The 20,706-nt window shown below is 68.5% G+C and carries 21 protein-coding genes and 1 tRNA gene; 9 read left to right on the top strand and 13 right to left on the bottom strand.

All coding sequences use genetic code 11. The annotated features are described in order from the left end of the window. Nucleotides 1-39 precede the first annotated feature (39 nt). The 7 genes from ABD089_RS10860 to ABD089_RS10830 form a co-directional block, all read right to left on the bottom strand. Nucleotides 40-1,497: a glycine hydroxymethyltransferase gene (locus ABD089_RS10860; protein WP_343886409.1), complete on the bottom strand. Its 1,458-nt coding sequence runs from the start codon at nt 1,495-1,497 to the stop codon at nt 40-42. A 147-nt stretch (nt 1,498-1,644) separates the two neighbouring features. After that, a complete protein-coding gene (locus ABD089_RS10855; RefSeq protein WP_343886407.1) occupies nt 1,645-2,199 on the bottom strand; it encodes a class I SAM-dependent methyltransferase in 555 nt (184 codons plus the stop codon). A 138-nt stretch (nt 2,200-2,337) separates the two neighbouring features. Beyond that, entirely contained in the window at nt 2,338-3,315 is a 978-nt protein-coding gene (rlmB, locus tag ABD089_RS10850) for a 23S rRNA (guanosine(2251)-2'-O)-methyltransferase RlmB (RefSeq protein ID WP_343886406.1), read from the bottom strand. Between the two features lies 1 nt (nt 3,316). Then, entirely contained in the window at nt 3,317-4,768 is a 1,452-nt protein-coding gene (cysS, locus tag ABD089_RS10845; RefSeq protein WP_343886405.1) for a cysteine--tRNA ligase, read from the bottom strand. 9 nt (nt 4,769-4,777) lie between these two features. Further along, nucleotides 4,778-5,278 carry an Lrp/AsnC family transcriptional regulator gene (locus tag ABD089_RS10840; RefSeq protein ID WP_343886404.1) on the bottom strand — a complete coding sequence of 167 codons (501 nt, stop codon included), beginning with the start codon at nt 5,276-5,278 and terminating at the stop codon, nt 4,778-4,780. A 284-nt stretch (nt 5,279-5,562) separates the two neighbouring features. Next, entirely contained in the window at nt 5,563-6,942 is a 1,380-nt protein-coding gene (locus tag ABD089_RS10835; protein WP_343886403.1) for a DUF4032 domain-containing protein, read from the bottom strand. A 46-nt stretch (nt 6,943-6,988) separates the two neighbouring features. Beyond that, entirely contained in the window at nt 6,989-8,149 is a 1,161-nt protein-coding gene (locus ABD089_RS10830; protein ID WP_343886402.1) for a PLP-dependent transferase, read from the bottom strand. Nucleotides 8,150-8,359: 210 nt separating this feature from the next. Between ABD089_RS10830 and ABD089_RS10825 the strand changes: the two genes are divergently transcribed. Beyond that, nucleotides 8,360-9,247: a VldE C-terminal domain-containing protein gene (locus tag ABD089_RS10825; RefSeq protein ID WP_343886401.1), complete on the top strand. Its 888-nt coding sequence runs from the start codon at nt 8,360-8,362 to the stop codon at nt 9,245-9,247. A gap of 86 nt (nt 9,248-9,333) precedes the next feature. On the opposite strand, the gene ABD089_RS10820 is transcribed toward ABD089_RS10825, so the two are convergent. Then, nucleotides 9,334-10,431: an ABC transporter ATP-binding protein gene (locus tag ABD089_RS10820; protein ID WP_343886398.1), complete on the bottom strand. Its 1,098-nt coding sequence runs from the start codon at nt 10,429-10,431 to the stop codon at nt 9,334-9,336. Nucleotides 10,432-10,603: 172 nt separating this feature from the next. Between ABD089_RS10820 and ABD089_RS10815 the strand changes: the two genes are divergently transcribed. After that, the gene (locus ABD089_RS10815) at nt 10,604-10,894 is read left to right on the top strand and encodes a putative quinol monooxygenase (protein WP_343886397.1); all 291 of its coding nucleotides are present in this window, start codon (nt 10,604-10,606) and stop codon (nt 10,892-10,894) included. A gap of 128 nt (nt 10,895-11,022) precedes the next feature. On the opposite strand, the gene ABD089_RS10810 is transcribed toward ABD089_RS10815, so the two are convergent. Continuing rightward, nucleotides 11,023-12,414, bottom strand: coding sequence for an L-serine ammonia-lyase (locus tag ABD089_RS10810; RefSeq protein ID WP_343886396.1), 1,392 nt, complete (start codon nt 12,412-12,414; stop codon nt 11,023-11,025). Nucleotides 12,415-12,518: 104 nt separating this feature from the next. Between ABD089_RS10810 and tdh the strand changes: the two genes are divergently transcribed. The 4 genes from tdh (at nt 12,519) to ABD089_RS10790 (ending at nt 16,125) form a co-directional block, all read left to right on the top strand. Beyond that, entirely contained in the window at nt 12,519-13,544 is a 1,026-nt protein-coding gene (gene tdh / locus ABD089_RS10805; protein WP_343886395.1) for an L-threonine 3-dehydrogenase, read from the top strand. A 1-nt stretch (nt 13,545) separates the two neighbouring features. Continuing rightward, complete coding sequence (locus tag ABD089_RS10800) at nt 13,546-14,739, top strand: glycine C-acetyltransferase (protein ID WP_343886394.1); 1,194 nt, start codon at nt 13,546-13,548, stop codon at nt 14,737-14,739. Between the two features lie 308 nt (nt 14,740-15,047). Continuing rightward, on the top strand, nt 15,048-15,848 hold the full coding sequence (locus ABD089_RS10795; protein ID WP_343886392.1) for a DedA family protein: 801 nt from the start codon (nt 15,048-15,050) through the stop codon (nt 15,846-15,848). Between the two features lies 1 nt (nt 15,849). Beyond that, entirely contained in the window at nt 15,850-16,125 is a 276-nt protein-coding gene (locus ABD089_RS10790; protein WP_343886391.1) for a hypothetical protein, read from the top strand. Here ABD089_RS10790 and ABD089_RS10785 read toward each other — a convergent pair. Further along, a complete protein-coding gene (locus ABD089_RS10785; RefSeq protein ID WP_343886390.1) occupies nt 16,107-16,631 on the bottom strand; it encodes an O-acetyl-ADP-ribose deacetylase in 525 nt (174 codons plus the stop codon). The genes ABD089_RS10790 and ABD089_RS10785 overlap by 19 nt on opposite strands. Before the next feature lie 38 nt (nt 16,632-16,669). After that, nucleotides 16,670-17,287, bottom strand: a complete 618-nt coding sequence (locus ABD089_RS10780) for a class I SAM-dependent methyltransferase (RefSeq protein WP_343886389.1) — start codon at nt 17,285-17,287, stop codon at nt 16,670-16,672. A gap of 101 nt (nt 17,288-17,388) precedes the next feature. On the opposite strand from ABD089_RS10780, the gene ABD089_RS10775 reads away from it, so the two are divergent. Next, nucleotides 17,389-17,461, top strand: a tRNA-Thr gene (locus tag ABD089_RS10775). Between the two features lie 16 nt (nt 17,462-17,477). On the opposite strand, the gene manA is transcribed toward ABD089_RS10775, so the two are convergent. Together manA and ABD089_RS10765 are read right to left on the bottom strand one after the other, a co-directional pair. After that, nucleotides 17,478-18,644 carry a mannose-6-phosphate isomerase, class I gene (manA, locus tag ABD089_RS10770; RefSeq protein WP_343886388.1) on the bottom strand — a complete coding sequence of 389 codons (1,167 nt, stop codon included), beginning with the start codon at nt 18,642-18,644 and terminating at the stop codon, nt 17,478-17,480. Nucleotides 18,645-18,678: 34 nt separating this feature from the next. Further along, the gene (locus tag ABD089_RS10765; protein ID WP_343886387.1) at nt 18,679-19,692 is read right to left on the bottom strand and encodes a Gfo/Idh/MocA family protein; all 1,014 of its coding nucleotides are present in this window, start codon (nt 19,690-19,692) and stop codon (nt 18,679-18,681) included. 98 nt (nt 19,693-19,790) lie between these two features. Here ABD089_RS10765 and ABD089_RS10760 point away from each other — a divergent pair, with 98 nt between their 5' ends. Continuing rightward, nucleotides 19,791-20,066 (top strand): DUF3263 domain-containing protein, encoded by a 276-nt coding sequence (locus ABD089_RS10760; RefSeq protein ID WP_343886386.1) that lies wholly within the window; start codon nt 19,791-19,793, stop codon nt 20,064-20,066. Nucleotides 20,067-20,200: 134 nt separating this feature from the next. Continuing rightward, on the top strand, nt 20,201-20,395 hold the full coding sequence (locus ABD089_RS10755; RefSeq protein WP_343886385.1) for a CsbD family protein: 195 nt from the start codon (nt 20,201-20,203) through the stop codon (nt 20,393-20,395). Nucleotides 20,396-20,706 lie beyond the last annotated feature (311 nt).

Genomic DNA, 20,706 nt, shown 5'->3' with positions numbered 1-20,706 from the left:
ACCGGGGCTTCGGTCGTCTGTCGGGCAACTACCGCCGGGTCACAGCTCCAGGCCGGGGTAGAGCTGGTTGGCGTCCAACAGCTCGGCTGCGGCGGCCTTCGTACGGTCGGCGACGCCGCCGGCGACGGTGTACCTGGCCTTGCCGGGCTGGCCATTGCTGGCCGTCATCGCAGTGGTGTTGGTCAGCACGTCGACGATGAGCTCCGCGACCTTGTCGAACTCGTCCGCACCGAATCCGCGGCTGGTCAGCGCCGGGGTGCCGATCCGCACGCCGGAGGTGTACCAGGCGCCGTTGGGGTCGTTCGGCACCGAGTTGCGGTTCGTGACGACGCCAGAGTCCAGCAGCGCGCTTTCGGCCTGCCGGCCGGTCAGGCCAAAGCTGGTGGTGTCGATCAGCACCAGGTGATTGTCGGTACCGCCGGTGACGAGCTTGGCCCCGCGCTTCATCAGGCCCTCGGCCAGTGTCTTCGCGTTGTCGGCGACGTTGCGCGCGTAACCCTGAAAGGACTGCTGGCGAGCCTCGGCGAAGGCGACAGCCTTGGCTGCCATCACGTGGCTGAGCGGGCCGCCGAGCACCATCGGGCAACCCTTGTCGACCGACTCGGAGTACTCCTTGGTGGCCAGCACGAAGCCGCCACGGGGGCCGCGCAGCGACTTGTGGGTGGTGGAACCCACGACGTCCGCGAAGGGGACCGGGTTCTCGTCACCGGTGAAGACCTTGCCCGCAACGAGTCCCGCGAAGTGGGCCATGTCCACGAACAGGGTGGCGCCCACCTCGTCCGCGATCTCGCGCATCGTGGCGAAATTCACGCGGCGGGGGTAGGCCGAGTAGCCGGCGATCAGGATCAGCGGCTTGAACTCCTTGGCGTCGGCACGCAGCTTGTCGTAGTCGATGAGCTGGCTCTCGGGATCGGTGCCGTAGGAGCGCTGGTGGAACATCTTGCCGGAGATGTTGTGGCGGAAGCCGTGGGTGAGGTGGCCGCCGGCATCCAGGCTCATGCCCATCACGCGCTGCTCGCTGAAGGTGCGACGCAGGGTCTCCCAGTCGGCCTCGGAGAGGTCGTTGACGGTCTTGGCGCCCAGACGCTCCAGCTCCGGGGACTCGATGCGCTTGTTCAGGATCGCCCAGTAGGCGACCAGGTTCGCGTCAATGCCGGAGTGGGGCTGGACATACGCGTACTCGGCGCCGAAGAGCTCGCGCGCGTGCTCGGCCGCGATGGACTCGACGGAGTCGATGTTCTGGCAGCCGGCGTAGAAACGGTGCCCGACGGTGCCCTCGGCGTACTTGTCGCTCAGCCAGGTGCCCATGGTGAGCAGGGTGGGCAGGGAGGCGTAGTTCTCGGACGCGATCAGCTTCAGCGAGGAGCGCTGGTCGGCCAGCTCCTGACGGGTGGCCTCGGCGATCCGGGGCTCGACGCCTCCGACGATCTCGAGGATCTGCTGGTAGGCGGCGCTGGCCTGGGCATTCACGGCCTCGACGGACGATGCATCGGTCACGGAGGGCTCCTGGGTGCAGGTGGACGATCCGGGACACGGGTTGGGAGCCCCGGGGGACGGCTCCCAATCTATCGGGTCACAGCAGGTGCGTCCGCATGACCTCGGTGGTGCAGGACAGCTCGAAACTGCCGGTGTGACCGGTGTCGGTCAGGATCTCGGCCCAACGGCGGCGGCGGTCGGCGCGGGTGGCCTCGTCGGCGACCAGCCAGGCCGAGTGTGTGGTGTGCAGTTCACGGTAGTCGTCGCCGGTGGTCTGGCGGGTCCAGCTGAAGACCTTCTCCTCCAGCGGTGCGAACTGGGGCCCGGGGTGGGGGTCTCGCGCGCCAGCTCGGGTCCCGCCACCAGCGGGTCCATCCAGTGGCAGGCCTGGCCGATGACCACCGCGTCCACGCTGTCATCGGGCAGTGGCAGCGACTCGGCGGTCGCGACATGCGCCTCGACTCCGGGGTGGCGCTGCCGCAGCACGTCCAGCATCTGCACGGACCGGTCGGCCGCGACGACGTCCAGACCGCGGCCCAGCAGCGAATCGGTCAGCTTGCCGGTACCCGCTCCGAGGTCGAGGACGCGCACCGGTAGGCGGCCTTGGTCGGCGAACAGCATCCAGTCGACGGCGTCACCGGGGTAGCCGGGACGCAGCCGGTGGTACTGCTCCCCGATGGTCCCGAAGCTGGCGGCGCGCTCGGCGCGGTTGTCGATCTGCATGGGCCCAGACTCGCGTCGCGGGGCAGCGCTGGCAATCGTCAACGCCTCCCTTCGCTGCGAACGCGCGGCGCAAACCATGAACGCCACCCGGGCACGGGTGGCGTCCAGGATGCACGGGCGGCGTTGAAGGGGCCGGGCTCAGGCCCCGCGGACCTTGGTGATCTCATAGAGCGCGATCGAGGTGGCCACGGACGCGTTGAGGCTCTCGACGGCCGAGCTGATCGGGATCTTCGCCAGCTCGTCGCAGGTCTCCCGGGTGAGGCGGGCCAGCCCGTCGCCCTCGGATCCGACGACCAGCACGGTGGGCCCGTCCAGCCCGGGCACGGCGCCGACCTCGAGCTCGCCCTCACCGGCCAGGCCGACGACGGTGAAGCCCGCATCGGCGAAGGAGGCGAGCGTCCGGTTCAGGTTGGTGCACTTGGCGACCGGGATGCGCGCGGCGGCACCGGCGGACGACTTCCAGGTCACGGCGGTCATGGACGCGCTGCGACGTTCCGGGATGACGACACCGTGCGCCCCGAAGGCCGCGGCCGAGCGGATGATCGCGCCCAGGTTGTGCGGGTCGGTGATGCCGTCGCAGAAGACCACCAGCGGCTCGCGGTCGTCGTCCTCGAAGGCGTCGGCCAGCACGTCGTCCGGGTGCGCGTACTCGAAGGCGGGCAGCTGCAGCGAGACGCCCTGGTGCACGGCGCCGCCGGTCAACCGGTCCAGTTCGTTGCGGGTGATCTGGAGCACCGGCTGGCCAGCGTCGGCGCAGAACTTGAGGATGTCGCGCAGGCGGTCGTCGCGCTCTGCGCCCTCGGCGACGTAGACCGACTTCACCGGCATGCCGGCGTTGAGCGCCTCGAGCACCGGGTTGCGACCGACCACCCACTCGGCGCCGACCTTGCCAGCCGGACGCGAACCCTGCCCGCGGCCGCCGGACGGACGTCCCTGGCCGGTGGCCTGGCGGGCTGTCGCGGCCTTCTTGGCCTTGTAGGCCTTGTGGTAGGTGCGGTCCTCGGCCTTGGGAGTGGGGCCCTTGCCCTCGAGACCGCGGCGGACGCGTCCGCCGGAGCCTGCGGTGTTGCCCTTGCCCTTGGTGGTCGCGCCGCGACGCTGGGAGTTGCCCGCCATGTCAGTTCCTGTCTTCCAGGGCCCAGGTGGCGCCCTCGGGGGTATCGGTGATCTTGAGGCCGACCTCGGCCAGCGTGTCGCGGATCGCGTCGGCTGCAGCCCAGTCCTTGGCGGCCCGGGCCTTGGCGCGTTGCGCCAGCAGGTTCTTGACCAGACCGTCCACCACCGGTTCCAAGTCGGATCCCTTGTCGGAGGCGAGATGGGCCCATTCGGGTGCCGCGGGGTCGAGGCCGAAGACGCGCAGCATCAGCTCGACGGCCAGTAGGTGCTCGGACACCTCGTCACTGCGGCCCTCGGCGAGAGCGCGGTTGCCGGCGCTCACCTCGTCGAACAAGGTGGCGACTGCCTTGGGGGTGCCCAGGTCGTCGTCCATCGCCTGGCTGAACGCGGCCGGCATCGCGTCGCGGGCAGCATCGGTCGTCGCGCTCTCGCCGCGAGCTGCGCGGGCGCGGGTGAGGAAGCCGTCAATCCGCTCGATCGCCTTCTCCGCCTCGACCAGCGAGCCCTTCGACGCCTCGTCCGCGGGGGAGAACTCGATCATGGACCGGTAGTGCGGCGCGAGCAGGAAGAAGCGGACGGCGCGCGGGTTGTAGGTCTTGGTGACCTCGCTGACCAGCGCGGTGTTGCCGAGCGACTTGCTCATCTTCTCGCCGGACATCGTGACCCAGGCGTTGTGCATCCAGTAGCGGGCGAAGCCGCGACCGGCCGCAGCCGACTGGGCCAGCTCGTTCTCGTGGTGCGGGAAGCGCAGGTCGAGCCCACCGCCGTGGATGTCGAAGGTGTCGCCGAGGTACTTGCCCGCCATCGCGGAGCACTCGATGTGCCAGCCCGGACGTCCGCGCCCCCAGGGCGAGGGCCAGGACGCGGTGGCGGGTTCGCCCTCCTTGTAGCCCTTCCAGAGCGCGAAGTCGCGGGGGTCGCGCTTGCCGCGCGGGTCGGCGTCCTCGGCCGGCTCCATGTCGTTGATCTTCTGGTGCGACAGTTCGCCGTAGCGGGGCCACGACTGGACGTCGAAGTAGACGTCCCCCGATCCGTCTGCGGCCGGGTAGGCGTGGCCGGCGGCGACCAGCGCCTCGATCAGCTCCACCATCTCGGGGATGTGGCCGGTGGCGCGGGGCTCGTAGGTGGGCGGCAGGCAGCCGAGCGACTTGTAGGCCTCGTGCAGTTCGTTCTCGAAGCGGTAGGCATGCGCGAACCACGGGACGCCCGCCTCGGCCGACTTGGCGAGGATCTTGTCGTCGATGTCGGTGACGTTCGCGACGATGGAAACCTCGTTGCCGCTGAACTCCAGCCAACGACGCAGGACGTCGAAGACGACCTCCTTGCGGATGTGTCCCAGGTGCGGCGCCGACTGCACGGTCAGGCCGCAGTGGTAGATCGACACCTTGCCGGGCTCGAGGGGCTCGAACTCCCGGATGGAGCCGGTGGCGGTGTCGTAGAGGCGCAGGGTCACCCTGTGATCCTACCGGTGGGTGCGCCCTGGACGACTCGTCGTCGGACGCGGGCCCGCCTCCAGCAACGGACGGACGCGGTAGGGCACCACCTCGCGCAGGAAGACGCTGGTGGAGGTGCGCAGGATCCCGGGGCAGAGCCGGATCTCCTCGCTGACGCGGTACAGGTCGTCCGGGTTGCGGGCGACCACGCGGCACAGCAGGTCGGTGCCGCCGGCGGGGGCGAAGCATTCGAGCACCTCGGGAATGCGTCGCAGCGCGGTGATCGCCGCCTCCAGTTTGTGCTGGTCGAGCTCGGCCGAGACGGTCGCCGCCAGTGCACAGCCCAGTGCCGCAGGTGAGACGCGGGTGCTCGCCAGCCGCAGCACGCCATGCTCGCGGTAGCGGTCCAGCCGGGCCTGGACGGTGCCCCGGGCCAAGCCGGTCTTCTGCGCCAGCAGCAGGACGGACATTCGAGGGTCCTCGTCGAGGGTGGCCAGGATGCGGCGGTCTGTGTCGTCAAGCTGGTACATGTGACCATTCTGCACGGCTTGGCGGGTGCGGTACTGCGCAATATGACCAATCTTCATGGATACGGTTGCGCAGATTGCGGCCATGGCCGAGAGTTTTGCCAACGGGTGGTGCTCACGAGGCCGATCCCGAGGACAGGTCCAGAGCCGCTCACGAGGGGGCCCAGGGCAGGCGCAGCCGCCACCATCCGGCCAGCCACGTCGACGAAGATGACCGTGCCCCCAGCTGGGTTCCAGGAGTACCTGGGTTCCAGCTGGGGGCACGATCGATGTGCAGGGCGTTCGGCTCAGCCCTTGGCCTTGGCGCGCAGGGCGTCGATGTCGAACCCCATCGTGGGGCCGAGCTCCTCGACCTCGATCCCGTCCTCCCAGGGGTCATAGGGCTTCTGCTCGTACTCGTCCACGAAGCCCTTGCTCGGGTCGTAGGGGTTCTCCAGCACTCGTCCCTCGGTGACCTGGGTCATCGCGTCGGCGCTGATCGCCTCGTCGGGCAGGTTGCGCAGGACGTCCTTGACGTAGCCGTGCGCCGCCTCGACCAGGGGGACCTCGCGGAAGACACGCTGGGACGCATACCAGCGGTAGTCGAGCACCTCGTGGAAGAACTGTGCCGCATCGCGTTTGCCGGTCAGGTCGAGGGGGATGGTGGCGATGACCGGTTCGTAGCTCTCGGTGAGCCACTTGTGGGCCACCACCGCCTCGTCCATGTTCTGCAGGTTGTTGCGCGCCCGGTAGGTGTCGAGGTCGTTGAGCAGGCGTCGGGCCTGGTTCTCTTCGGCGTCGATCCCGGTCAGGCGCATCAGGCGTCGGCTGTGGTGGCCGGCGTCGACGACCTTGGGTTGCAGCCGGATCGTGTGCCCGTCCGGGGAGGTCTGGATGTCCAGCTCGGCGACGTCATAGCCCAGTGCATTGAGCCGCCGGACGCGTGACTCGATCCGGTGCAGTTCCGAGCCGGCGAACTCCTCGGCCCCGGTCAGCTCGTTCCACAGTTCCCGGTAGCGGGCCTCGATCGTCTCGACCAGCACCAGCGGGTCGAGCGCCTCATCGAGCATCCCGCCGGCCTCGAGGTCGCAGAACTCGCCGAAGAGGTTGGTGCGTGCGATGGCCAGGTCGTGTTCGCGCTGGCCATCGCTGAGCTGGGTGTGCAGCTCACCGGTCTCGGCGTCCACGAGGTAGGCGGCGAACTCGCCCGCGTCCCGTCGGAACAGCACATTGGACAGCGAGACGTCGCCCCACAGGAAGCCCAGCAGGTGCAGGCGGGCCAGCAGCACGACGAGCGCATCCAGCAGCCTCATCACCGTCTCCTGGCGAACACCCTGGCTGAACAGCGCGCGGTAGGGCAGCGAGAACTGAAGGTGCCGGGTGATCAGGACGGGGTCCAGCGGACGACCGTCCGGGGTGAGGCGCCCGGTCACGACGCCGGTGGGTTCCACGGACGGAGTGCCCAGCCGCATCAGGTCGTGCAGCATCCGGTACTCGTGGATCGCCAGGTGCTCGATGACCTCCTTGGCCGCGTAGACCGTGTCGTCCACGCGGATGAAGCGCACGACGTGTCGCGAGATGCCGCGGGGGAGCGCCACCAGGAGGTCGACCGGCCATTCCTCCAGCGGGGTGCCCCAGGGCAGCGGGATCAGTCCGGCGTCCGGCTTGGCCGACAGGAATCTAGGCACCTGACCAGTCTGCCAGTCGTTTCCCTGGCTGGACACCGAATGGGATTCACCCAGCGGTTGTGGCGTCCAGGGCCTGGACCAGGTCGGCGACCAGGTCTTCGGGTTGTTCGAGCCCCACGGACAGACGGACCAGTCCGTCGGTGATGCCAGCCGCCGCCTGGATCTTTGGCGGCATGGACGCGTGCGTCATCGTCGCCGGGTGGGCAGCCAGGCTCTCGGTGCCGCCCAATGACTCGGCCAGTGTGAACACCTGCAGGGCCTTGGCGAAGGCCGTGACCGCCGGCAGTCCACCGGCGATCTCGAAGCTCAGCACGGATCCGAAACCGGACTGCTGGCGCGCGGCCAGCTCGTGACCGGGATGCTCCGGCAGGGACGGGTGATGCACGGCCGTGACGGCCGGGTGTGCCACCAGCGCGGCCACCACGGCGGCTGCATTCTCTTCGTGCACACGCATCCGGGCGTCCAGCGTGCGCAGCCCGCGCAAGGTCAGCCAGGCGTCGAAGGCCGCTCCGGGCAGGCCGAGGGTGTTGCACCAGATGGCCAGCTCCTCGGCGTGCTCGGGGCTGGCCGCGATCACCGCACCACCAAGGGAGTCGCTGTGGCCGTTGATGAACTTGGTGGTCGAGTGGACGACCAGGTCGGCGCCGTGCTCGAAGGGACGCTGCAGTGCCGGCGAACAGAAGGTGTTGTCCACCACCAGCAGCGCGCCCTCGGGACGAGCGGCCGCGATGGCGGCCGTGTCGGTGAGGCGCATCAGGGGGTTGGACGGGGTTTCCACCCAGACCAGTGCGGCGGGCGTCGCGAGGGCTGCCCGGGCGGCATCGAGGTCGGTCAGGTCCACCAAGTCCAGCTCCAGGCGTCCCTTGTCGGCCAGTCGCTGAAGCAGTCGCCAGGTGCCGCCGTAGCAGTCGTGCGGGGCGATGACGCGTCCGCCGACCGGTACGAAGGTCTCGACGACGAGCGTCACCGCGGCCATGCCGCTGGCGGTGGTGGTGCATCCAGCACCGCCCTCGAGGGTGGCCAGGGCCTCCTCCAGTGCGCGACGGGTTGGGTTGCCGGCGCGGACGTAGTCGTAGTCAGGCGCGTCACCGGGGAAGTCGAAGCCGTAGTTGGTGCTCAGGTAGATCGGGGGGATGACCGCGCCCAGGGGGTCCGAGTTCAGTCCGGAGACGAGGCCACGGGTCATCCTGCTGGGCTCAAAGTTCATTCCACGAGGCTATATGAGCAAGGTAGGAGATCCATGGGCACTCAGAGACCGGACAGCCACGTCACAAAAAATGTGAATTACTCAGTTTTCCTTGGGCTTTCTCTCAGGTGAACCTACTTTCGAGGGCGCCGCAAGACTGCTGGAAGGACCAGCCGGGGCGCTCATGTCGCCCCAGAACCATCAAGCCCAGAACCATCAAGGAGACGTCCCATGGCACTCATCACCACCCGCAGGGCAGCCGCCACCCTCGCCACCACGGCCATCATGGCCGGCGGACTGGTCACCACTGCCCAGGCCTCCACCGGCCCTGACCAGTCGGGGCATCGGTCGTCCGGGACGAAGCCCAGCACCGACGCCCAGCGTCCGGCTCCCAGCACCACCGATCGCTTCGCTCCCAGTACCACCGATCGCTTCGCTCCCAGCACCGCCGATCGCTTCGCTCCCAGTACCACCGATCGCTTCGCTCCCAGCACCGCCGATCGCTCCGCTCCCAGTACCACCGATCGCTTCGCTCCCAAGGCCTCCGCCGCGACGACAACGAGCTACGCCCAGCTGAAGAAGGCATCGACCGCCACCGGCACCCGGACGGCTGCAACGGCACCCGTTCGCACCGCGCTGGTCAGCGCCACGACGTCCTCGTCGAGCACGACGTCCGCCTCGAGCGGGACGTCCTCATCGAGCGCGACCACTGCCGCTGCCTCCACCTCGTCGACTGCCGTGAACTACGCCAGCTCGACCACGGTCAGCACGGCCGGGCTGTCGGCGAACGCCGTCAAGGTGATCCAGGCGATCAGCGGCGACTTCCCCGAGATCACCTCCATTGGCGGTCTGCGCTCCGGATCGGACGCCCAGGACCATGGCACCGGCCACGCGGTGGACCTGATGATCCCTGACTACTCGACCGCCGAAGGCAAGGCGCTCGGCGACGAGATCGCCGCCTACCTGCAGGAGCACGCGGAGGAGCTGGGCGTGAAGTACGTGATCTGGAGCCAGCACATCTGGAGTGTCCAGCGCAGCTCCGAGGGCTGGCGTGCCATGTCCGACCGGGGCGGCGTCACGGCCAACCACTATGACCATGTCCACGTCAGCGTGAACTGATCGCTCATCCCCACCCCTCGGACGAGCAGGAGCCCCCGCCGCTGCATGCGACGGGGGCTCCTGTTGCCCTCTCGGGGGGTCGTGCTTCAGGAAATGCGCTCCTGGGTGGCGTTGCTGAACACGTGCACATTCTGCGGGTCCACGGACAGGCGAACCGCGTTGCCACGCTGGGGAGCCTGGCGGGACGAGATGCGCGCCACCATCTGCTGGGCGGTGATGCGCTCGTCCTCGGACAGGCCCGACAGGGTGCCGTAGAGGTAGGCGTCGGCGCCCAGATCCTCAACCACCGCGACGTCCAGGCCGATGCCCTGGCCGTCCTGCGCGATGTTGAAGGCCTCGGGACGGATGCCCACAGTCAACGTCTGCTCGCCCGGCGCGCGGTCGAGGATCTCCCGGGCAACGGGTACGACGTAGTCACCGACCTTGACGCCGCCGTCGACTACCTTGCCCTCCATCAGGTTCATGGCGGGCGAGCCGATGAAGCCGGCCACGAAGAGGTTCTTCGGCGTGTCGTACAGCGCCAACGGGCTGTCGACCTGCTGCAGCAAGCCGTCCTTCATGACGGCGACGCGGTCACCCATCGTCATGGCCTCGACCTGGTCGTGGGTCACATAGACGGTGGTGACGCCCAGGCGCGACTGCAGGGCAGCGATCTGGGTACGGGTCTGCACGCGCAGCTTGGCGTCGAGGTTCGACAGCGGCTCGTCCATCAGGAAGACCTGCGGGTTGCGGACGATGGCGCGACCCATGGCGACGCGCTGGCGCTGACCACCGGAGAGCGCCTTCGGCTTGCGGTTGAGGAAGTCCTCCAGGCCGAGGAGCTTGGCGGCCTCCTGGACGCGCGCGGTGCGTTGGTCCTTGGGGACGTTCTGCATCTTCAGCGCGAAGCCCATGTTGTCCGCCACGGTCATGTGGGGGTACAGGGCGTAGTTCTGGAAGACCATCGCGATGTCGCGATCCTTCGGGGGCAGGTCGGTGACGTCACGGTCGCCGATGAAGATGTTGCCCGCGTTGACCTCTTCGAGGCCGGCCAGCATGCGGAGGCTGGTGGACTTGCCACAGCCGGAGGGGCCGACGAGAACCATGAACTCGCCATCGCCGATCTCCAGGTTGAGCTTGTCGACGGCGGCGCGGTCGGCACCGGGGTAGACGCGCGTGGCGTCCCTGAACGAAACAGCTGCCATAACGGCATACTTCCTTTCCACGGGCAGGTACGTGCCCGACGATCCGTAGTGGAATGGGCCTCTGCGAGGTCCATTGGGACACTCTCCCACAGCCCACGCCCCACTCGGCAGGGGGGTCACTAATGTGTGGTCAAACAGTTATCAAGCGCGCGGCCACCGCCGCAGAACGGGGATGACCATGCTCATCGTCCACTGCAATGTCCACACCACCGACGACGGCGTCGAGGCCTTCAAGGCTGCATCGCTGGCGAATGCCGAGGCCAGCCGCCAGGAGCCGGGGGTCCAGGTCTTCGACTGCATCCAGTCGGACGACGACCCGACGATCTTCTGCCTGGTCGAGCACTACGACGACCCCGAGGACCTGGAATTCCACAAGACCCAGGCGCACTACCTGAAGTGGCGTGAAGACGTCGCCGACCTGATGGCCGAGCCCCGTCGCACCATCAAGTACCACGCAGTCTGATCGGTGAGGGGATGACCCCTCGCACCCCCGCCGCACTCGTGCGCACGGCCGCCGCAGACTGTGGCGCGTGCTCGTGGTCGTACGGCAGCCTCCACGGTTGCCAGCCCCGGGTTGCACCGGGCGGCTGATCAGCACTCGACGATGTTGACCGCCAGACCGCCGCGGGCGGTCTCCTTGTACTTGGTCGACATGTCCTTGCCGGTCATCATCATCGTCTTGATCACCTGGTCGAGGCTCACGACCTGCGCCCCGTCACCCTGCAGGGCGAGTCGCGCCGCAGTGATCGCCTGCACGGCGGCCACCGCATTGCGCTCGATGCAGGGAATCTGCACCAGGCCCCCGACGGGGTCGCAGGTGAGCCCCAGATGGTGCTCCAGGCCGATCTCCGCAGCATTGCTCACCTGCTGAGGGCTGCCGCCCAGCACCTCGCACAGCCCGGCGGCCGCCATCGAACAGGCCACGCCCACCTCGCCCTGGCATCCGACCTCGGCGCCCGAGATCGACGCCGACTGCTGGTAGATCGCCCCGATCGCGGCGGCGCTCAGCAGGAAGTCGACAGGTGCCCACTCCCCGGCATTGGGCAAGTAGGTCATCACATACTTCAGGACGGACGGGATGATGCCGGCTGCGCCATTCGTCGGTGCCGTGACGATGCGTCCGCCGGCGGCATTCTCCTCATTGACCGCGAGCGCCCACAGGGTCAGCCAGTCCATCGCGGCCAGCGGGTCGATCGTGACCACCGGCGCCTTGCTCCGAGCGGCCAGGTCCTTGTGCATGCGGTGCGCGCGGCGGCGCACCTTCAGCCCACCCGGCAGCACCCCGGAGGTGGCGCAACCGGCTGCGATGCAGCCGTCCATCACCTGCCAGATGTGCAGCAGCCCCTCGCGCACCTCCTCCTCGGTGCGGCCCAGCGCCAGCTCGTTGCCCATCTGCACCTCGGCGATCGACATGCGGTGGTCACGGCAGTGCTCCAACAATTCCTCGCCACTGCGGAAGGGAAAGGGCACCGGACGGGCGTCGTGTTGCAGGCTTGGCTGGCCCGAGCCGTCATCCTCCAGCACGAAACCACCACCGATGGAGTAGAAGGTTCGAGAGGCGACGACAGCGCCCGCCTCGTCCCAGGCATCGAAGGTCATGCCATTGGGATGGAAGGGCAGGCGCTCGCGCCGATGCAGCACCAGGTCGGTGTTCTCGTCGAAGTTGATCTCGATGCCGGACGCGCCACCCAAGCGCAGGCGATGGCCGCTGATCACCTCGTCCGCCCGCGCAGCGGCGGTGGTGGTGTCGACGCTCTCGGGCAATTCACCCTCGAGCCCCAAGATGACGGCTGGGCGGGAGCCATGGCCGTGCCCGGTGGCGCCCAGGGAGCCGAAGAGTTGGGCCCTGACTCGGGCGACTCGGCACCGGACCTCGGGCGGCAACTCTGCCGCGAAGCGGGCAGCCGCGCGCATTGGGCCGACCGTGTGGGAGGACGACGGGCCGATGCCGATCTTGAACATGTCGAAGGCGCTGACTGCCATGGGGCACAGTCTGCCGACACATCCTGCCAAAGCCAACAGTCTTGCGGTTGGACACCGGGGCCGACCGGAGTATTTTCAGCAACAACGAACCTGAGGAGTGAATTGTGAAGGCTCTGGTGAAGTCGACCGCAGGTCCGGGTCTCGAGCTCAAGGAAGTGCCCGAACCCGAGGTTGGGCCCAATGAGGTCTTGATCAAGGTCAAGAAGACGGGGATCTGCGGCACCGATCTGCACATCAACAACTGGGACGAGTGGGCGCAGCGCGTGGTCTCGGCCCCGCTGGTGATCGGGCACGAGTTCTGTGGCGAGATCGTGCAGTTGGGCTCTGCCGTCACCGACCTGGAGGTCGGCCAGTTCGTCTCCGGCGAGGGCCACTATGTCTGTGGCCGGTGCCGCGCTTGCCTGGCCGGCAAGCGGCACCTGTGCCGCAACACCCAGGGCATCGGCTACATGGTGCCCGGCTGCTTCAGTGAGTACTTCGCGATGCCCGCCAGCAATGTGTGGGTGCACCGCTCCGGCGTCAGCGAGGACGTCGCCGCCATCTTCGACCCCTTCGGGAACGCCGTGCACACGGCCCTGCAGTTTCCCTGCCTGGGCGAGGATGTGCTGGTCACCGGCGCCGGACCGATCGGCATCATGGCCGCGCTGGTGGCCCAGTTCGCCGGCGCCCGACACGTCGTGGTGTCCGACCTTTCCTCGCAGCGACTGGATCTGGCCGCGTCGCTCGGCCTGCCGCACACCGTCAACCCGGCGCAGACGCCCATGTCGGAGGTCTTCGAGCGCTTCGCCATGAAGGAGGGTTTCGACATCGGGCTGGAGATGTCCGGCTCCGGGGTAGCGCTGTCGGACATGATCGACAACATGACCCATGGTGGCCGGATCGCATTGCTGGGTACCCCGTCCAAGCCGACCACGATCGACTTCAGCAAGATCATCTTCAACATGCTGACCCTCAAGGGTGTCACGGGACGCGAGATCTTCGAGACCTGGTACGCGATGAGCGTGCTGATCAGCAGCGGCCTCGACATCTCCGGCGTCATCACCGACCGCTTCCACCACACCGACTTCGAACAGGCCTTCACCACCGCCGGCAATGGTCGCGGTGGCAAGGTGATCATGGAATGGAGCTGACATGTACTCGTCCACCAGGAATGAGCTAGCCACCGAGCTGGAACAGCTGAAGTCCGACGGGCTGTACAAGTACGAGGCCCCGCTGCAGGGCGCCCAGTCGGCACACATCACCGTCGACGGGCGCGACGTGATCAACCTGTGCGCCAACAACTACCTGGGTCTGGCCGACTCGCCCCGCCTGGTCGCGGCGGCCAAGCAAGCTCTGGACGAATGGGGCTTCGGCATGGCCTCGGTGCGCTTCATCTGCGGCACGCAAGACCTGCACAAGCGCCTCGAGGAGGCGCTCACCGGTTTCCTGTTCCCCGGGCAGGTCGAGCGCGACACGATCTTGTACTCGTCCTGCTTCGACGCCAACGGCGGGCTGTTCGAGGTGCTGTGCGCCGAGCAGGACGCGATCATCTCCGACGAGCTCAACCACGCCTCGATCATTGACGGCGTACGCCTCAGCAAGGCGCGCCGGTTGCGCTACCGGAACCGCGACATGGCCGACCTCGAGGCCCAGCTGGTCGCCGCGCAGGACTGTCGCCGCCGCGTGATCGCCACCGACGGCGTGTTCTCGATGGACGGCTACGTCGCCCCGCTGGACGAGATCTGCGACCTGGCCGACAGGTACGACGCGATGGTCATGGTGGACGACTCGCATGCCGTCGGATTCGTCGGCCGCAGCGGCGCCGGCACTCCCGAGCGCTTTGGCGTGCAGGACCGCGTCGACATCATCACCGGAACCCTGGGCAAGGCCCTGGGTGGCGCCTCGGGCGGCTACACCTCGGCGCACCGCGAGATCGTGGAGATGCTGCGCCAGCGCTCGCGTCCCTACCTGTTCTCGAACTCCCTGGCCCCGGCCATCACGGCCGCCGCGCTGGAGACGATCGAGATGCTCAAGGGCGGCGGCGAGTTGATCAAGAAGCTGGACGAGAACACCACTTGGTTCCGCGCCGAGATGGTGCGCCGCGGCTTCGAGGTGCCCGAGAGTGACCACGCGATCGTCCCGATCATGGTCGGCGATGCCACCACGGCGGCCCGGATGGCCGACGAGATCCTGGCCCGGGGAGTGTACGTGCGGGCCTTCTCCTACCCGGTGGTGCCCAGGGGCAAGGCGCGGATCCGCACCCAGATGTCGGCCGCGCTCACCCGCGACGACCTCGTGGCCGCGGCGGACGCGTTCACCGCGGCCCGTGAGGTGGTCGAAGGTTGACGTCCGCCGCCGCAAAGATCTCCAGGTAGTCGGCAGGCGGGTCGTCTTCGTGGGAGAGATGGAAGACGGCGGCTGTCGGCCACTTTGGCGCCCCGCCTCTGGGCCTGGTGCTGGTCGCGAGCTGCACCCTGCTGGCCACCTCGTGGGTCCACGAGGCCGCCCACATCGCCCGGAGTTGGGGCAACGGCTGGCGCCGGCGACCATCCACCACTGGGGCGGGCTGGCACTGTCGGTCGGGTTGTTGCCGGGCTGTTCGGACGGGAATCGGGTGTGGGCACTGGTCGCGAAAGCCCGGGTAGCCTTGCCCCGTGAGCACCCAGCCGCCCGATCCGTGGGCCGCACGTCCTGAGCCCGTCGGGGGCACCCGGCCGGCCGACGCGATGCCCGATGCGTCGGCGGGTACGACGACGGCCGCATCCGAGCCGGAGAACCAGTGGTGGGACCAACCAGGCATGCCGTGGAAGAACGAGCCCACCAAGGCTGACAAGCAGTGCATGGGCTGGATCATGTTCATGGGCCTGTTCGGGCTGGCCATGCTGCCGTTGCGCGGCTGGCTGCTCGGGCTCAACCCGCCGCTGCTGGTGGCCCTTACCGGATCCCGCTCCGGCACCGCCGCGCTCGGTGCGCTCACCTCCCAGGGCCTGCAGCCCTGGTACTGGTGGCTGGCGCTGCTGGCCGGCTCGCTGATGTCGATCAAGTTCGACTGGGTGTTCTGGTGGGCCGGCAAGCTGTGGGGCCGCGGCATGATCGAGGTGTGGGCCGGGCAGAGCAAGCGCGCCGCCCGCAACTACGCCCGGGCCGAGCGCTGGGCGCAGAAGATGGGTTGGCTCGGCATGTTCGTCGCCTACATCCCGATCCCGTTGCCGCTGATGCAGGTGATCTTCGTGCTCGCCGGCGCCACCGGCATGGGCTGGAAGAAGTTCATGCTGCTCGACCTCATCGCCAGCACCTGCTGGCTCGCGCTCTACTTCGCCTTTGGGTGGTGGGTCGGCGAACCGGCCGTCGCACTGCTGAAGACCTACGCCAAGTACGCAAACTACGTCGCCATCGCGCTGCTCGTGTTCATCGTCGGCACGAGCGTGCACAACTCACGAAAGCAGCAGGCCTGAGATGGCTGAGATCCGCAAGCACAAGCCCAACCCTTCGGCGATCGCGCAGGCCCTCGAGGCCGCCCTGGGTGCCGCTGCCAAGCCCGTCACCCCCGGTGCGCCCCCGCGTCCCAAGGGCGCTGCGGCCGAGTCGGTCACCCCGTCCTTCGGTACGGCGTCATTCACCACGGGCGCCGTGGCGGGTGGCGGCTGGATGACGATCAACCCCGGCCAGGTGCCGGTCGTCCCCAAGAACACCGAGGACGATGACCTGGACGATCAGCCCACCTCGGACTGACCCAGCGCGTCCCGATAGCCCTGCTCGGCGGCCTCGTTGAATGCCACCAGCAGCACGCGCTCGGCTGTGGTCGGCGTGGATCGCACGGTCTCGACGGCGATGCGCGTGGCATCGTCCATCGGCCAGCCGTAGACCCCGGCCGAGATGGTGGGGAAGGCGACGCTGGCGGCGCCCAGCTCGTCGGCCACCCGCAGCGACTCCCGGTAGCAGGAGGCCAGCGTCTCCGACTTGTCGATCGTCTTCGCCCACACGGGCCCGACGGTGTGGATCACCCAGCGCGCGGGCATCCGTCCGGCTGTCGTGGCCACCGCCTGCCCGGCCGGCAGCCCGTCGGGCAGCGAGGTGTCGCGCAGCTGCCTGCAGGCGGCCAGCACCTGTGGCCCGCCCGCGCGGTGGATGGCGCCGTCGACGCCGCCTCCGCCCATCAGCCCAGAGTTGGCGGCATTCACCACGGCATCCACCTCGAGGGTCGTGATGTCGCCCCGGACGATCTCGATCTGGGTCATCTGGCCACCCTAGGGCAGCATCCGTGGCCGCAGAAGGCTCAGGACTTGCCGAGGATCGCGACCAGGAAGTTGGAGCCCTCCTCGAAGGGCTTGAGGTCCCAGCTGGCGAGCCCGACCTGGAGGGCGAGGCCTGACGCGTCCGCATCGGCCACGAACTCGCCGAAGTCGTAGTTGCGGCCCGCGCTGAACCCGATCACCGCGCGTCCGTCGTCCTTCAGGTGCGCGGCGAAACGCGACAGGATCGGACGACGGCTGCTGGGCGCCGGGAAGGCGATGACGTTGCCGGCGCACAGGATGATGTCGAAGGGCTCCTCGACGCCCTGGGCAGGCAGGTCGAGGGTGTGCAGGTTGCCGACGAAGTAGTCGGGGCCAGGCGCCTCGGCGCGGGCCACCTCGACCAGATGTGGATCAAGGTCAACCCCGACGACGCGGTGACCGCGGCTGGCGAGCTCACCAGCGTGTCGACCCGGGCCGCAGCCCGCGTCCAGGATGTGCGCCTGACGCGGCGCCATCGCGTCCACGAACCGCGCCTCACCCAGCAGGTCGGCACCCTCGGCAGCCATCCTGCGGAATCGCTCTGCGTAGTTGCGCGCGTGGTTCGGGTTGGACGCGACCACCTGTTCCCAGGTGCCGGGTTCGATCGTCTGGTCGGTCAAGGTCAGCTTCCTTCGCTTCAACGGGGTCGACCGTCTCGACCCGGTGGTTTAGACAGTGCCGCTGTGTCTGGGCACAATGTTGCGAGCGGCTCCGGCCGCACGCCTCCGTAGCTCAGCGGCCAGAGCACTCGCCTTGTAAGCGAGCGGTCGAGGGTTCGACTCCCTCCGGGGGCTCCTTTCGTGCTCAGCCTCACACGCCGGGCGCTGCCAGGAAGGCCAGCCCGGTGCCGGTCACCGACGCCTGCTCGCCGGCCTCGATGAAGGCCGACCTGCCCTTGCCCAGCACGGTTCCGTCCTGGCCGGTGAACTCGCCGTCGATCACGTGCAGCACCCGTCCGAGCCCGCTGGCCGGCAGCTCGACCGCCTGGCCCTCAGCGTCCAGTCGCCAGAGCACGAACTCCGGGGCGGGGGTGAGGTAACGGGTCAGGCCGGGCGCCACCGGCTCGGTGCGGACGAGCTCGACAGGCGCGGCGTCGAAGTCCACGACCCGAACCAGCTCGTCCACGTCGATGTGCTTGCGGGTCAGCCCACCGCGCAGCACGTTGTCGGAGTTGGCCATGACCTCCACACCCGTCCCCTGGACGTAGGCGTGCAGGTTGCCGGCGGGCAGGAAGATTGCATCGCCGGGCTGCAGCGTGATCTGGTTCATCAACAGCGCCGCCAGGATCGTCGGGTCACCGGGGTAGGACTCGTCGAGCAGCACCGCCATCCGTGACAAGCGTCCAACCTCGTCCTCGTCCTCGACGTGCTGGACGGCGCGGGCCACGACCTCCACGGTCAGCTGACGACGCTCGTCGCTGACGGTCAGGGCGTCCAGGAAGACCTCCGCCAGACCGGCGCCGCCGGAGCGCATCATCAAGGGTTTGACCATCTGGTGCAGGCCCGGCACGTTCAGGGCCTCGAAGAGTGCGACCGTCTCGGCCGGCTCCCGGAATCCGCACAGCGCCTCGAAGGGGGTGAGCGCGAGCATCATCTCGGGCTTGGGCCACGAGTCCTTGTAGGTGCGCTCCGGGTCGTCGAGCGCGACTCCGTCGGCGTTCTCGCGGGCGAAACCCTCCTCGGCCTGCTCGCGGGTGGGGTGAGCCTGCAGGGAGAGGGCCTTGTTGGCCGAGAGCAGTTTGAGCAGGTAGGGCAGGCAGTCCCCGAAACGTTCGGTGCTCGCCTCGCCGACGATGGCGGGGTTGCTCGCAATCATCTGGTCGAGCGGTTGACCCTCGACGATCGACGGTGCGCAGGAGTGGGCGCCCAGCCAGTACTCGGCCTGCGGCTCCCCGGTGGGCTCGACGCCCAGCAGCTGCGGGATCGCGTCCGTGGTGCCCCACGCGTAGTCCTGGATCGTGCCGGTCATCTGGCGCATGTCGTCGTTTCCCTCGTGTCGCGGACAGCCGTCGTCACTCTACTTCGTGGGAGTCAAGGGCAGGGGCACCCACCTGGGCGCGCCAGTCGTCCATGACCGCCGCCACGCGCCGGGTGGAAGCATGGTCGACCAGGGACGACTCGAGCGCGCCGCGGCGCAGACAGGCGTTCACCTCCTGGGCCTCGAAGGTGTAGCCATTGCCGGGAACGCGCGCCCTGAACTCCTCCGGTTCACCCTCACGGGGGACGAGCGTCATCCGGCTCGGCTTGAGGAAGTCGGGCACCTCGATTCGTCCGGTTGAGCCGACCAGGTGCAGCGCCATCGGGGTCTGGCCGCCGATGGAGCAGGATGCGTGTCCGACGACGTCGCCCCAAGTCAACAGCGCCTCCGCGTGAGCCTCGACCCCGGTGCGGTGAAGTCGGCCGGCGGCCACCAACGAGTCGGGCTTGCCGAGGATGAGGTCCATTGCGTGCAGGGGATAGACGCCCAGGTCGAGGATTGCGCCGCCGGCCAGGGCGGGGTTCACCAGCCGGTGGGAGTCGTCGCCGGTGAAGGTGATCTCGAAGTTTGCACGGACATGGCTGAGTTCGCCGATCGCGCCATCGTGGACGAGTTCCGCGGCGCGCCGGATGATCGGGTTGCAGCGCATCCAGACCGCCTCCATGCAGAAGCGGTCGTGCTCCTGGGCCAGGCGAAGCAGCGCGTCGGTGTCGCCAGCCGAGGGGGTGAGTGGCTTCTCGACCAGTACATGGCGGCCGGCCTCGATGCAGGCTCGCGTCGGCTCGAAGTGGTGGGAGTGGGGCGTGGCGACGTAGACGACGTCCACCTCATCGTCCTCGGCCAGTTCCTGGTAGCTGCCGTAGGCGCGCGGGATGCCGCGTTCGGCGGCGAAGGCGCGGGCCTGGTCCAGGTCTCGGGAGGCGACCGCGACCACCTCGCACTCGTCGGGCAGGGCGAGCAGGTCGGCGGTGACGGTGGCGGCGATGCCGCCTGTGGCGAGGATGCCCCAGCGAACGGGGCGGTCTTGGAGCAGTGGTGTGGGGGCCATGGCCCCATCAAAGCGCGACGTGGCGACGGGGGCCAGCCCCGGCCAGTGGCGCAGGCGGACGAATGACACGGGTGTCATCTGCACCTAGAATCGGGGCCATGTCCGAAGCCCTCCAGAACAGCCAGGCTCGCCAGCTCGGCGAGCGCGACGCCGAGATCCTCGCGTTCGAGCGCTCCTGGTGGTCGGCGACCGGCCCGCGGGAGCAGGAGATCCGTGAACGCTTCGACATGTCGACCCCCCGGTACTACCAGGTGCTCAACGCCCTGATCGACGACCCGGCGGCCTTGGCTGCTGACCCCTTGCTCGTCAAGCGCCTGCGTCGGCAGCGCGAGAACCGGCAGAAGGCGCGATCGGCATCCCGCCTCGCTCGCTGAGCACCCCTGCCTCACTTGCGTCGCGCGCTGGCGGGCAGTTCGCTGCCCGCGCAAAGCCTTCCCGTCGACACGTCGACAGCCCTAGCGTGGTTCCCACGTGGCCCGAACAGGGCCTCCGGCGAAGGGAACACCACATGGGTATCGGAGACAAGCTCGAAAATGCCAAGGACCAGGTCGTCGGCAAGGCCAAGGAGGCCTACGGCGACGCCACCGACAACGCGGACGTTCAGACCGAGGGCGCTGCCCAGCGCTTCGACGGTGAGGTCGGCGAGCACGTCGAGAACCTGAAGGACAAGGCCAACGACGTCGTCGACGACCTCAAGAACTGACACAGTTCGCCCGCAGTGCCCGTCCCTTCAGGGGCGGGCACTGTTGCGTCTCGGGCCTGGTGGTGGGCATCGACGCGCGAAAGCCCCCGTCGACGAGGTCCGCCCGGCGCTCGAAGCGGTTCTTGGAGGCCGGTCACGGCCTGCTGTCGCCCTGCAATCGACGCTGCACGTGGACCAGCTGGCGGCCCGCGAAACTGTTTGCACTCGCTTGGGTCGAGTGCTAAAACTGGTGTTGGCACTCGACGCAGTCGAGTGCCAGCTCTCACCGGCTGGTGAGTCGGCACCCACCGGGTGCAGGCGTCCGTCGCGGG

The sequence above is a fragment of the Luteococcus sanguinis genome (assembly GCF_039527675.1).
GTDB classification, from domain to species: Bacteria; Actinomycetota; Actinomycetes; order Propionibacteriales; family Propionibacteriaceae; genus Luteococcus; species Luteococcus sanguinis.
This window is presented reverse-complemented; position numbering and strand designations above follow the sequence as displayed.